The 12,313-nt window shown below is 67.6% G+C and carries 12 protein-coding genes; 3 read left to right on the forward strand and 9 right to left on the reverse strand.

Annotated features, from left to right (window positions below; translation table 11 throughout):
• Positions 1–20 precede the first annotated feature (20 nt).
• Positions 21–1,319: a Na+/H+ antiporter NhaA gene (gene nhaA / locus M1L58_RS10320; RefSeq protein ID WP_006867737.1), complete on the reverse strand. Its 1,299-nt coding sequence runs from the start codon at positions 1,317–1,319 to the stop codon at positions 21–23.
• 241 nt (positions 1,320–1,560) lie between these two features.
• Here nhaA and M1L58_RS10325 point away from each other — a divergent pair, with 241 nt between their 5' ends.
• The 3 genes from M1L58_RS10325 (at position 1,561) to M1L58_RS23330 (ending at position 3,615) form a co-directional block, all read left to right on the forward strand.
• Positions 1,561–2,211 carry an SAF domain-containing protein gene (locus M1L58_RS10325; RefSeq protein ID WP_248658913.1) on the forward strand — a complete coding sequence of 217 codons (651 nt, stop codon included), beginning with the start codon at positions 1,561–1,563 and terminating at the stop codon, positions 2,209–2,211.
• A gap of 226 nt (positions 2,212–2,437) precedes the next feature.
• Positions 2,438–3,289 carry a large conductance mechanosensitive channel protein MscL gene (mscL, locus tag M1L58_RS10330; RefSeq protein WP_248658834.1) on the forward strand — a complete coding sequence of 284 codons (852 nt, stop codon included), beginning with the start codon at positions 2,438–2,440 and terminating at the stop codon, positions 3,287–3,289.
• A 200-nt stretch (positions 3,290–3,489) separates the two neighbouring features.
• The gene (locus M1L58_RS23330) at positions 3,490–3,615 is read left to right on the forward strand and encodes a hypothetical protein (protein ID WP_260681754.1); all 126 of its coding nucleotides are present in this window, start codon (positions 3,490–3,492) and stop codon (positions 3,613–3,615) included.
• Between the two features lie 107 nt (positions 3,616–3,722).
• Here M1L58_RS23330 and M1L58_RS10335 read toward each other — a convergent pair whose 3' ends face one another.
• The 8 genes from M1L58_RS10335 to M1L58_RS10370 all read right to left on the reverse strand — a co-directional run bounded on the left by M1L58_RS10335 (position 3,723) and on the right by M1L58_RS10370 (position 12,272).
• On the reverse strand, positions 3,723–5,453 hold the full coding sequence (locus M1L58_RS10335) for an ABC transporter ATP-binding protein (protein WP_248658835.1): 1,731 nt from the start codon (positions 5,451–5,453) through the stop codon (positions 3,723–3,725).
• Positions 5,454–5,642: 189 nt separating this feature from the next.
• Positions 5,643–6,302 carry an MspA family porin gene (locus M1L58_RS10340; RefSeq protein ID WP_248658836.1) on the reverse strand — a complete coding sequence of 220 codons (660 nt, stop codon included), beginning with the start codon at positions 6,300–6,302 and terminating at the stop codon, positions 5,643–5,645.
• Positions 6,303–6,373: 71 nt separating this feature from the next.
• Entirely contained in the window at positions 6,374–7,021 is a 648-nt protein-coding gene (locus M1L58_RS10345) for an MspA family porin (protein ID WP_248658837.1), read from the reverse strand.
• 392 nt (positions 7,022–7,413) lie between these two features.
• Positions 7,414–7,581 (reverse strand): hypothetical protein, encoded by a 168-nt coding sequence (locus tag M1L58_RS10350; protein WP_174310941.1) that lies wholly within the window; start codon positions 7,579–7,581, stop codon positions 7,414–7,416.
• A gap of 133 nt (positions 7,582–7,714) precedes the next feature.
• Positions 7,715–8,383, reverse strand: a complete 669-nt coding sequence (locus M1L58_RS10355; protein WP_006867743.1) for a MogA/MoaB family molybdenum cofactor biosynthesis protein — start codon at positions 8,381–8,383, stop codon at positions 7,715–7,717.
• 91 nt (positions 8,384–8,474) lie between these two features.
• A complete protein-coding gene (locus tag M1L58_RS10360; RefSeq protein WP_154883097.1) occupies positions 8,475–9,917 on the reverse strand; it encodes a S1C family serine protease in 1,443 nt (480 codons plus the stop codon).
• Between the two features lie 172 nt (positions 9,918–10,089).
• Positions 10,090–11,586: a HAMP domain-containing sensor histidine kinase gene (locus M1L58_RS10365; protein WP_006867745.1), complete on the reverse strand. Its 1,497-nt coding sequence runs from the start codon at positions 11,584–11,586 to the stop codon at positions 10,090–10,092.
• The gene (locus M1L58_RS10370; RefSeq protein ID WP_006867746.1) at positions 11,586–12,272 is read right to left on the reverse strand and encodes a response regulator transcription factor; all 687 of its coding nucleotides are present in this window, start codon (positions 12,270–12,272) and stop codon (positions 11,586–11,588) included. Before M1L58_RS10370 ends, M1L58_RS10365 begins: the two co-directional genes overlap by 1 nt.
• Between the last annotated feature and the right edge of the window lie 41 nt (positions 12,273–12,313).

Here is a 12,313-nt window from a genome sequence, read left to right on the forward strand (position 1 = left end):
TCGCGGAGCAGGCCCCGACGTCAGCCGCCGATGACATCCCGGTTCATGTCCGGGATGTCATCGCGGTTCATGTCGGCGTCACGCGCTTGACGGGCATCCCAGCGCAACAGCATCGCGGCAAGTGCCGCCGAGATGACCGAACCGGCGAGGATGGCCGCCTTCGCGGCTGCGGCGTGGTCGTCGGAACCGCCCTCGAAGCTGAGCTCGGCGATGAGGAGGGCCACAGTGAATCCGACGCCGGTGAGCATGCCGATCGGCAACAGGTCCCGGATACCGATGGCATCGGGAAGCCGCAGCGGCGTGAACCTCGTCATCAGCCAGGTCGATCCGAGAACGCCGACGAGCTTGCCGACGACGAGTCCGAGGACGATACCGATCGACACGGGCTGCACGATCGATCCCTCGCCGCCGATCACGGTGACGCCGGCGGCAGCGAACGCGAAGACCGGGAGCGCGATCGCCGCCGAGTACGGGCGCACCGCCTCGTCGAGCCGTTCCGTGCGCGGCATCTCCTCCCCGCGGATCGCGACGGCGGGCACGACGAATCCGAGCAGGACGCCTGCGACGGTGGCGTGCACGCCTGATGCGTGCATCAGGGCCCAGGCGACGACGCCGACCGGGATGAACAGCGGCCAGAGCCGCCACGACCCGCGCACCAGGACGGCGAAGAGCGCGACCATGACGAGTGCGCCGCCGAGCATGACGAAGTCGATCTCGTCGGTATAGAAGGTCGCGATCACGACGATGCCGAGCAGATCGTCGACGACGGCCAGCGTGAGCAGGAACGTCCGCAACGGCATCGGGAGACCGCGACCGAAAATCGCAAGGACGGCGAGCGCGAAGGCGATGTCGGTGGCGGTCGGGATCGCCCAACCGCGGAGACCTTCGGGATCGCCGAGTGCGACCACGACCACGTAGAAGAGTGCAGGGGTGACCATGCCGCCCACTGCTGCTGCGATCGGCACCCCGGCGAGCTTGAGGTCGCGGAGGCTCCCGGCCACGAACTCATGTTTGAGTTCCACACCGACGACGAAGAAGAAGATCGCCAGCAGTCCGTCCGACGCCCAGTGCGCCAGCGACAGATCCAGATGCATGAAGTCGGGGCCGACCTCGGTGTGCAGCAGCGACGAATAGCTCTCTCGCCAGGGCGAATTGGCCCAGACGACGGCGATGGCTGCCGCGATGAGCAAGAGCACACCGCTGGTGGTGTCAAGTGCGGCCCACTGCCTGATCCGGTCGCGCCGTCCTGCGGCGTGCGATTCGGCGTGGCTCGTCGGTGACTGATCAGTCGGCTGATCGGTTGGTGGCAGGTCCGTCATGACGCTCCTCTGTTCGCAGGGCACACATGCCCACATCACGCCACCCGGGACCGGGCAACGGCCGACCAGACTTCCCGGCACACCACGATTCGTTCCTCGGTAACCCTATCCGAGGACCCTCACGGCGGCGGACTGTGGACAGGGCACACCCGATCGCCAGACGGTCCACAGCGCGACCTCGAATCGGCGTTCGGAGTGGTCAGCGCCCTACAGTCCACCCATGCCCCTCACTCGGATGTCGATGCCGCTCGACCGACTCGGCCCACGTCTCCGCGACCGGCTCGCCTCCGCAGTCCGACCCGGGTGGACGCGCACGATGGCGGTCCGGCGCATCGTCGCGGCTGCCCTGCTCGTCGCGGCCGCGGTGATCGCCCTGGCCGGGACCCGGGCGAACGGCGAGTTCGAAGTGCTCGTCGCGGCTCACGATCTGCTACCGGGGCAGGTGGTTGCCGCGGGTGATCTGACAACTCGGCTCGTCGCGGGAAGCACGGTCCCCACGGGAGCCATCTCCGACACCGCGCTCGCAACCGGGCGGACCGTCACCGGCCGGGTACGAACCGGCGAGATGCTGACCGACACCAGGCTGTTGTCCTCGCGACTGCCGGCCGACCTGACCGGGGTCGACGACGCGCGGCTCGTACCGGTCCGGTTGTCCGACGAGGCGGTCACGTCACTGCTTCGGCCCGGCGATGTGGTCGACGTTCTGACCGACTCCGCAGACGTCCTCGCTCGACGCGCCGTCGTGGCAATGCACACGGGCCAGAACTCGCCGACCGGGATCTCCGCCGGTCGCAGCACGGTGGCACCGGTTCTTCTCGCGATGGATGTCGCTGCGGCGCATCGAGTAGCGGCTGCCGGCTTGGACTCCTCGCTGGCGGTGGTCCTGCACTGAAGTCCTACACAGAAGTCCTGCACGTGAGGAATGCACCGAAGGAATGCCGAATCGGACATAACGGCAGCCCTCAGCCACGACACTCCGGACGATTCAAGGCAAATGGATCGGATCGTTCACGATCGTGGATAGGGTAGTACGAGTTCGCACAGCAAATGTCGGATTTGCACCGACTGAGACCGAATCACCGAAACAAGAGCGGAAGACCAAGGAGAGGCCGCACACCGTGCTCAAGGGATTCAAGGACTTCATACTCAAGGGCAATGTCGTCGAACTGGCTACCGCAGTCATCGTCGGTGCGGCCTTCACCGCGATCGTGACCGCGTTCACCGACGGCATCGTCCAGCCGATCATCAACGCGATCCCGGTCGGCTCGGATGCCGCTCAGGGACTCGGCTTCCAGATCACCGACAACAGCTCGACATTCGTCGACATCGGCAGCGTGATCACCGCGGTCATCAACTTCCTGATCATCGCGGCGGTCGTGTACTTCATCATCATCCTGCCGTACAACAAGCTCGCAGAGCTGGGCGGCTTCGGCAAGAAGGCCGAGGTCACCGAGGTCGCGCTGCTAACCGAGATCCGCGATCTGCTCGACCCCGAGGGGACATCGAAGGCCAAGGCCGAGGCGGAGAGCGATCTCCCGCCACACCTGTCCGAGCCGGCTGCGCCGGCCGGCGAGGCATACGCACCCCAGTCGGGTCCGCTCGCGCCGTACGAGTCGCCGTCGGGTGCCGGTACCACGCAGCGCATCTCGGCTCCCCCACAGTCGGGCCAGCCGTCCCAGCAGGGCTCGTCGCATCAGGGCCCCTCGCAGTCGGGACCGCAGGCGTCGCCGCTGTACGGCTCCCCGCAGGGCCAGCCCGGCGGCCCGGGAGGCCAGCCGTACCCGACACCGCAGCCGGCTCCGGGCAACTACCCGCCGCCCGGTAACTACCCGCCCCCGGGCAACTACCCTCCCCCCGGCTCCCAGTACCCGGGCGAGCAGTACCCGGGCGAGCAGTACCCGGGCGAGCAGTACCCGGGCGAGCAGTTCCCGGGTGACGGTCCGGACGCTCCCGGACGCCACTCTCGCTGAGTATCTCGATCACGGTTTCGGCCCTCGCCACATCGGCGGGGGCCGAAACCATTTTGTCGGGTCCGTCGACTCCCAGGAGGCTGACAGCGCGCACCATCCGTATCCCAAGATTGCGCTCCTACTTTGGGATTCGTCGCACAGAGAGGTTGCGGCCCGCCCGGGATGACACCCGGTGCGGAACTCGACACAAGGATGGACGAATGCCGAACAAGCCCCAGAACCGCAAGCCGCAGCAGCGCAACGGTCGGCCGGGTCCGCAGCAGCGCAAGCAGCCGCCGCGCCCCAAGGCCCGTCCCCAGAAGCTCCCCTGGTTCTTCGGTAGCTGACACATCGACGACGAGCCCCTGCCGCCTCACGCGGCAGGGGCTCGTGTCGTTGCCCAGGTAGCGCTGTCGGCGAAGCCTGGCTCAGGCGGACCTGTCGGCAGGCCGGCTCAGGCGGCCGGGGCCATGGTGTGAAATCGTCCGTCGCGCAACTCGATCCGCCGGTCCGCGATCGCCAGGACCCGAGGATCGTGGGTGATCATCACCGTCGTGCGGGACGACGCCAACCGCGCGAGCGGTTCCAGCACCTCGTCGACGGTTTCGGCGTCGAGTCCGGTGGTCGGCTCGTCGAGGATCAGCAGGGGTGCGTCCCGTAAGAACGCTCGGGCCAACGCGATTCGCTGTTGCTGTCCGCCGGAGAGGTTGTCCCCGCGTTCGACGACCGCGGCGTCGAACCCGCCGGGGAGGCTCAGGATGAACGACGACGCGCCCGCCAGGTCCGCGGCGGCGACGATCTGTTCACGCGTGACATCCGTGCGCCCGAACGCGATGTTCTCGGCGATCGAACCGCTCATCAGAGCGGGACGCTGGTGTAATACCGCCATGTGCGCACGTAGTGTCTGGGCGTCCATGGTCCGGATGTCGTTGCCGTTGAGGAGGATCACTCCCGAATCGGGGTCGTAGAAGCGCAGCAGCAGGTAGGTCAACGTGCTCTTGCCGGCCCCGCTGGGTCCGGTGATGGCCACGAGGTCGCCGGCGTCGATGTTCAGGTGCACGTCGTCGAGCACCGTCGAGTCCGCCTCCGGGTACGCGAACGACACGCCATCCAGGGTGAGGCTGACCGCCGGGGCGACGACTCCCGGCTGCACGTCATCGCCGTCGAGCGTCTCCGCGACCCCGACCGGCGCGTCGAGCACCTGGGCGACCCGCTCGGCGCTTGCAGTGGCCGCCGTGACGTCGACGACGAGTCCGCCCAGTGTCTGGATCTGCGGATACAGGTAGCCGAGATAACCGGTCAGCGCGATCAGCGTGCCCAGTTCTGCTGTGCCGGCCGATATCTGCCAGGCCCCGAGGACGACCACCGCGATCATGCACAGCACCTCGACGACGGTGACGGCCTCGGAGAATGCCGCGTCGGCACGGATCTCCGACATCCGGGCATCGCGCCATAGTCGACTCTGCCGCCCCACCCTGCGCCGGTCTCGATCGAGCTGACCGGCGGCCTGGATGGCGGGCGCATTGGCGACGCCCTCGGCGACCAGGGAACTGATCCGACCGGCCGCTGATCGTTCTCTGCGTGACGCTCGTTTGACGATGACGCCGAATCGTCGGGCGATGAGCCACAATACGGGCGCGAGGATCGCAGCGGTCAGCGCGAGTTGCCACTGCGTCACGAATGCCGCAACGGCGTAGACGATCAGGCTCACCACGGTGACGGCGGCGGTGACCACTCCGGAGGACAGCAGACTGTCGACCGCTTCCACGTCGGAGGTGTTGCGGGACACGAGATCTCCCGTGCCGAACCGGTGGCGCGCATGCGGCGCGAGTCGTTGCGTGTGCAGATACAAGCGGTCGCGCAGCCGGAGGAGGAGTTTCTCGGTGACCCCACCGGTCAGCACCGCTCCCCCGTACGAGGCCGCCGCACCGATGAGCGACGCGGCGATCCAGACGATCATCGGCTCGAGCAGGGCCGAGAGGTCGCCGGTGACGAGGACGTCGTCGACGATGTGCGCGAACACGGCGACGGTCACCACTGTCGTCGCGACGTGGACCAAGTAGCAGAGAATCGCGACGACGAGTCGCCACCTCAGCCCCGACAGCAACGGACCGAAGCGCCGCGTGGCCGCGCCCAGTGACAACGAGTCCGGTTGTTCCATCAACGCCTCTCCCAGCGACGGCATCCTCACCGCCGAGCCCGAGGCTAGCGCGCGTTACTTGGGAAACCCCTTGCGCGAGGGCCGATCACAGGACCCTCACAGAACATCGGCAGCCGCCGGACAGCGGAGGACGGCCCACACAAAACACCGCGGGGTGGGAATCCGAGTCGGATTCCCACCCCGCGGTGGTGATGCTGAGTGTCAGCTAGACGATCAGCCGATGCTGAACGGCTTGCCGTACAGAGTGATGACACCCTTCACGGCGTCGGTGCTGACGGTCACCTTGATCTTGGCCTTCGCCGAGGCGTAGCCCGCGCAGCCGTCCATGCCGAACTTCTCCTGGCTGTAGACGACGCCGCCGGACTTGCCCTTGAACGAGTACGAGTTGACCTTGTAGTCGCTGTACGCGGTGTCAGTGCCCGAGGTGGTCTCGATGATCGGGAAGTAGCTGGCCTGGCCCGGTCCGAGAGTGAAGCCTGCGCCCACCTCGGCGGAACTCAGCGCACCACCGGCCGAATCGGCAGTGACGCCGGCGCCGCCCTCGGCGCTGGCGCCGAAGTTGACCTGGCAGCCGACCAGGTAGCCGGCGTTGACCGAGCCGCCCTCGGCCTTGCCGCCGACGGTCACCTTGACCTTGCCCGAGACCCAGACCTCACGGCTGGTCTGGACGTTGGTGACGGCGCGCTGGACGTTGACGTACTCGTCGAAGAGCTGGACGGTGACGGGGGTGCCGTCGACCAGGGTCCGGGTGACGGTGCCGCCCGGCAGCGGACCTGCGGTGGCGCCACCAGCAGCCAAGCTGGTCAGCCCCATCGCGACGGCGCCGGTGAGACCGGCAGCCGCAACCACGCCACGCGTGATGTTCTTCTTCATGATTCCCCTTCGTGGAATATCAATCTGCGCTGGGCAGATAAGTCAGGAAGTGCTAGTTATCTGCGCCAGAGTCAGTTGAGGCTGAAGGGCTGGCCGTACAGGGTCGACTGGATGAGGGAGCCTTCACCGCTGACCTTGCCGTCGTCGGTGCTGTAGCCCTTGGCGCCGATCACCTTGGTGATGGTGCGCGCCGAGGCGAAGCCACCGCACTGCTGGATCGAGACCTCGAACTGCGACAGCTGGATCGCGGCCTGACCGTTGTCGGCGAGGTCCTTGTCGGTGATGTCGACGATTGCGACCTGGCCCGGGGACAGCGGGATGCTGATGGCGCCGGTTGCGTTCGCGAGGCCGCCGATGATGTCGATGCCGGCACCGAATCCACCCGAAAGTCCGGTGATGTCGACCTGGCAGCCGACGAGCAGCTTGACGGCGAGGTTGCCGGAGACACCCTTGCTGGCCTTGGCCTGGTACACACCGGAAACGACTGCGGAGCGGCCCGCACCGTTGTTGGCGACCGACGGGGCCGGGAGTGCGAACTCACCGGTGCGCCACGTCTGGATCGACTCGCCGTCGATGCCCGAGGCCTTCTTGTACCCGTTGGCCAGCTTTCCTGCTGCCGCATCACCGGCGCCCATGCCGGCCAGGCCCACGACCGCGGCCGAGGCGATCGCGACGGCGCCCGCGGCGCGGCGCAGCCCAAGCTTGCTGAACTTGCTCATTCGTTCCCTCTCACAGGATTCGGCTGTTACCCCGCGGAATGTATTCACACCCGCAAGTCATGACCCTCGACGTCGATGGGCTTCCACACAGTAACCACTAAGCATGCTTTAACGCATGTCTCAGCGGACGTTAAGAATCCATCGAATTCCTGGTCACTGCTGCGTTGTCAGTCGCGACAGATCGCAGGACTCCCCTCAGCCCCCGACACTGGGGCGCCGAGCGTTGTCGTCGCGAACGTTATCGGAGCGGTCTCAGAACGGGCAACAGCTGGACTCAGCCGTGTCACAAAGGAGACTCGCAGCATCACAAATGCCGAATACGCGATCTATCGCCGGAGCAAAGTTAACGACAGATAAACACCCTGATGTGGCCATGTGCGGGTTCTCGCATCTCACTCGTAATGAGGCGGTCGCTGGGCCTCGAACCAATCCTGAGAGTGGCCTTTGTGATCTTCGCCACACTCATCCTTGGTGATCTCCGGCAGGTCGTCCCCGAATACGGAATCGAGCTTCGCGCGCCGGGCAGCACGACGAGCAGCGGCGTCATCGCTGCTGCTCATCGAAGGTTTTCCGGCGTCGCCTCGGTCACCCGTCATCGAAGATGAACGTCCTATTTCCAGTCGGTCGATCGTCCTTGTCGGCGCCGAGATGTCCAGCGCTGCTCTCGTTTCCCGTCGGCGAAGCGGCAGGTTCTCAGAACTCGCTGATCGACTCGATCACGTACTTCGCGAGCGGGGCGGCCGTCGCCATTCCGTCGCGCACCGCGGCGCGGGAATTGGCCAGATTGACGACCAGGGTCTGCCCGGAGATTCCGGCCAGCCCGCGCGAAAGTCCACCGTCGGTCGCCCCGGCGGCGAGCCCGGAGCTACGGATCGCTTCCTCGATGCCGCGCAGCCGGCGGTCGAGCAGCGGCTCGGTGGCCTCCGGGGTCACGTCGCGGGCGCCGACGCCCACACCGCCCACCGACACCACCAGGTCGACGCCACCGATCACCGCGGTGTTCAGAGCGTTCCTAATCTCCACCTCGTCGCCGGATACGACGACGGCGGCGTCGACGTGGAATCCCGCCTCGGCGAGCAGTTCGCCGACGAGCGGCCCGAGCAGGCGCTGGTCTTCACCGTGCGCGGCCTCGTCGTCGACGACGACGACCAGTGCCCGGCCGATCTCCTCGCCCTGCGGGCGGTGCGCGGCCTGCTCGTGGCGCGCGACGAACTCGCGCGCCGCGGCGTCGGCGGCGACCACATCGGCCGGATCGACCTGACCCGGATCACCTGCGAGACGGACGTCCAGTGACTGCCCTTCCTCGACGGTGTCGCCGGAGATGGCGGTGCTTCCGGGAACGGTGGATCCGGCGTCAGACATGGCAGGCCCTTTCTCTCTCGTCTCGGACCGTCCGATGGACGGTCGTGCGGGGCTGTGTGGTTGTGCTTGGTCGCGGCGGTGGCGCCGCGTGTCACTTCACCTCGAGTGTGCCCAGCTTGACCTGTGCGGTCTTGCTGTTCCCGCCGTCGGTGTAGGTCACCGTGACCGTGTCCCCCGGTGCATGTGACCGGATGGCCGCCACCAGCGCGTCTCCCGACGCGATCGGACGGTCGTCGACCTTGGTGATGACCGCGTTCCTCGGGATACCCGCGCCCGCCGCAGGTCCGCCCGGCGTCACATCGGTGACGACGGCGCCGGGCGCGTCGGAGTCACCACTCGGGCGAACGGAGACACCGATGTTGGCGTGCCTGGCCTTGCCCGTGGACTCGAGCTCCTTGGCCACGCGGATCGCCTGGTCGATGGGAATCGCGAACCCGAGTCCGATGCTGCCACCGGCCTGTTGCTCGCCTCCACCGAGGGTGGCGATGGCGGTGTTGATGCCGATCAGCGCTCCCCTGGCGTTCACCAACGCACCGCCCGAGTTACCGGGGTTGATCGCGGCGTCGGTCTGGATGGCGTCGATCACCGAGGTGGTGTTGGTGCCGGGATCACGGGAGGTCAGGACCGGTCGGTTGAGGGCGCTGATGATGCCCGTGGTGACCGTTCCGGCGAGTCCGAGGGGCGAGCCGATGGCGATGACGTCCTGCCCGACCGCCAGGTTGTTCGAGTTGCCGACCGTGACCGGGGTCAGATCGTTCCGGTCGACCTTGATGACGGCGATGTCGGAGATCGGGTCGGCGCCCAGCACTCGAGCCGATGCGCGCGAACCGTCGGAGAAGTTGACCGCGACCTTGGCGGCGGGGCCGTTGCCGCCGGCGCTCACGACGTGGTTGTTGGTCATGATGACGCCGTCTTCGCTGAGGACGACACCCGATCCCGAGCCCATGGCGCCGGCCGAGGCGACCTCGATGGAGACGACCGACGGGAGCACCCGGGAGGCCACCTCCTGGACCGAACCGGCCGGGGCCTCGACGGGCTTGTTGTTGCCGTTCGCGTTGGGGTCGCCGCCGAGGGGACCACTGCTCGTGCTGATCGACGACCCGTCGGAACCGTCGGCCAGCGTGTAGCCGATCGCGCCACCCGCACCGCCGGCGACCAGAGCCACCACCAGGGCGCCCGCGCCGAGTGCGGCCAGACGTCCGCCGCCACCCTTCTTCGGGCTCTGCGGCGGCAGTTCGCCGCCGGGGCCGCCGAACGCGGGCCGCGCACCCGACTGCGGTCCGAACGCGGCCGGACCGGGCTGCGAGTAGGCGCCCGCGCCGGGACCGCCATAGGGGCCCTGCGACGGAAGAGGGCTGGTTCCCGGGTTGCCGTACACCGACGTGGGTGCGTTGTTGCCGCCGTAACCGGGCTGGCCGCCCTGCGCGGGGAACGCTCCCGAGGCCGGGCCCTGGTGGGCCTGCTGGCCCGCCTCGTGTTGCCCCGGCCGGCCACCTCCGTACGGACCGCCACCTTGCGAACCGCCAGTCGTCATCTGCGTCTCTTCCTCGTCGTCTGACCGGCACCGTGCCGGCACGCTTCGTTTCCGTGCAGCGCCTTCGGTCAACCCTAGGGGATCGATCAGCAGGTCACATCGGGTAACCACACAGCTGTCGGCGATGTGGCCGACGGCCGTCAGTGACCCGCCGATGTACGGCGCTTCACCCTTACTGACGAATCACTTGCGGAGATGGTTCCGCGGGAGTTGCCCGACCCGGCAAAGTCATCCGGATGAGTGCACCGCCACGCGGCGACGTGTCGGCGACGACCGTCCCGCCGTGACGTTCGACGACCTGCCGCACGATCGCGAGTCCGAGACCGGAACCCGGCATCGACCGCGACTGCGTCGAACGATAGAAGCGTTCGAAGACGAGACCGCGGTCCTCCTCGGGGATTCCGGGGCCGGAGTCGGCGACGGTCAGCTGCGCGGTGGACATCCCCGTCTGTGTCAGCGCGACGGCCACCGAGGTGCCCGGCGGACTCCACTTCGCCGCGTTGTCCAGCACATTCAGCACCGCGCGGGACAGTCCGTGCTGTTCGCCGAAGATGTACCAGGGCGCCACGTCGAGTTCGAACTCGACGTCGTTGCGGCGGCGTCGAACACGCTCGAGGGCCTGCTCGACGATCTCGGCGAGGTCGACCTCCTCGTAGACCACCTCGGGGGCGTCCTCCCGGGCCAGGTCGACGAGATCGCCCACCAACGTCGACAATTCCTCGATCTGGGCCATCACGTCGGCACGCAGGTCGACCATGTCCTGTTCGGGCACGGCCGGTGCGCCCGGCCGGCTCGCCGCGATCAGCAGTTCGAGGTTGGTACGCAAGGAGGTCAACGGGGTTCGCAGTTCGTGCCCGGCGTCGGCGACGAGCCGCGCCTGCCGGTCCCGGGATTCGGCGAGCGCCCTGAGCATCGCGTTGAAACTCGCGGTGAGGTTGGCCAATTCGTCGTTGCCGGTCACCGGGATGGGGGTCAGGTCGTTCGTTCGCGCGACCCGTTCGACGGCCCGGTTGAGCCGGGCCACCGGTCTCAGCCCCGCCCGTCCGACCGTCGTACCGGCCAGAGCCGCCAAAGCCACTCCGCCGCAACCGACCACGAGCAGCACCCAGGCCAGGCGTTTGAGCACGCGGTCGGTCTGGATCAGACTCTGCGCCAGGACGAGGGTGTTGCCGTCGTCGAGTTTGCGCGTCAGCACCCGTTGGTTGCGGGTGGTGCGCAAACTCTGCGGATTGGTTCCGGGAACCAGTGGCGCGCGGATGATCTCACGTTCAGGGTCCTCGAACGGGACCTGCCCGATGAGATATGTCTGGCCACTCGGGGTCACCAAGGCGACCGAGATGTTGGTGGAGAACACGGTTCCCGCGACCAGCTGCTCGGGCTGGCTGCGGAGAACACCCGCACGCGCAAGGGCGGCCATGCCGTCGGCACGACTCTCCAACTGCTGGTCGACCTCGTTGTACATCGCCCGGTACACGACGAAGTAGGCAGCTGCGGCCATCAGACTGACCGACACCAGCACGACCGTCGCCGACAAGATGGTGACGCGTGAACGCAGGGACACCGCCCGCGTCAGCGGCATCGGCGCCCGCATCTCCTTCTCCCCGGAAGCTCCGGAGCCGCCGGTGAGGACGCGCGTGAGCTGACCGCGCAAGCGCGAGAACGACGCCACTAGGGTGGGGTCTCCCGGAGCACGTATCCGACGCCGCGCACGGTGTGGATGAGTCGCGACTCCCCGTCGGCCTCGGTCTTCCGACGCAGGTAACCGACGTAGACCTCGAGGGCGTTGCCCGAGGTCGGGAAGTCGTATCCCCACACCTCTTCGAGGATGCGGCTGCGGGACAGCACGCGGCGCGGATTGGCCATCAGCATCTCGAGCAGCGCGAACTCGGTACGGGTGAGGCTGATCGACCGCTCGCCACGGGTGACGTCGCGCGTCACCGGATCGAGGGAGAGGTCGGCGAAGGTGAGCGTCTCCGAGTCCGCGTCGTCGTCGGGTGCGGCCCGCCGCAACAGCGCCCGCAGCCGTGCCAGCAACTCTTCGAGCGCGAACGGCTTGGGCAGGTAGTCGTCGGCGCCGGCGTCGAGTCCCGAGACCCGCTCGGAGACGGAGTCACGGGCGGTCAGGACCAGGATCGGCAGGTCGTCACCGGCGGAACGGAGTCGGCGGCACACCTCGAGACCGTCGAGGCGCGGCATCATCACGTCGAGGATGACGACGTCGGGACGATCGGCGAGGATCTTCTCGAGTGCCTCGATGCCGTCGCCCGCGGTCTCGACGCTGTATCCGTTGAAGGTGAGCGACCGTCGCAACGACTCCCGGACCGCCCGGTCGTCGTCTACCACGAGGATGCGCATGGCATACAGTCTTATCCACCTCGGCTGAGATCCGCCTGAGC

The sequence above is a fragment of the Gordonia sp. C13 genome, assembly GCF_023218005.1.
Lineage (GTDB): Bacteria > Actinomycetota > Actinomycetes > Mycobacteriales > Mycobacteriaceae > Gordonia > Gordonia namibiensis.

Coding starts and splice junctions, on each gene's coding strand:
- nhaA (WP_006867737.1), bottom strand. CDS start 1,319: ATGACGGACCTGCCACCAACCGATCAGCCGACTGATCAGTCACCGACG.
- M1L58_RS10325 (WP_248658913.1), top strand. CDS start 1,561: ATGCCGCTCGACCGACTCGGCCCACGTCTCCGCGACCGGCTCGCCTCC.
- M1L58_RS23330 (WP_260681754.1), top strand. CDS start 3,490: ATGCCGAACAAGCCCCAGAACCGCAAGCCGCAGCAGCGCAACGGTCGG.
- M1L58_RS10335 (WP_248658835.1), bottom strand. CDS start 5,453: ATGCCGTCGCTGGGAGAGGCGTTGATGGAACAACCGGACTCGTTGTCA.
- M1L58_RS10340 (WP_248658836.1), bottom strand. CDS start 6,302: ATGAAGAAGAACATCACGCGTGGCGTGGTTGCGGCTGCCGGTCTCACC.
- M1L58_RS10345 (WP_248658837.1), bottom strand. CDS start 7,021: ATGAGCAAGTTCAGCAAGCTTGGGCTGCGCCGCGCCGCGGGCGCCGTC.
- M1L58_RS10350 (WP_174310941.1), bottom strand. CDS start 7,581: ATGAGCAGCAGCGATGACGCCGCTGCTCGTCGTGCTGCCCGGCGCGCG.
- M1L58_RS10355 (WP_006867743.1), bottom strand. CDS start 8,383: ATGTCTGACGCCGGATCCACCGTTCCCGGAAGCACCGCCATCTCCGGC.
- M1L58_RS10360 (WP_154883097.1), bottom strand. CDS start 9,917: ATGACGACTGGCGGTTCGCAAGGTGGCGGTCCGTACGGAGGTGGCCGG.
- M1L58_RS10370 (WP_006867746.1), bottom strand. CDS start 12,272: ATGCGCATCCTCGTGGTAGACGACGACCGGGCGGTCCGGGAGTCGTTG.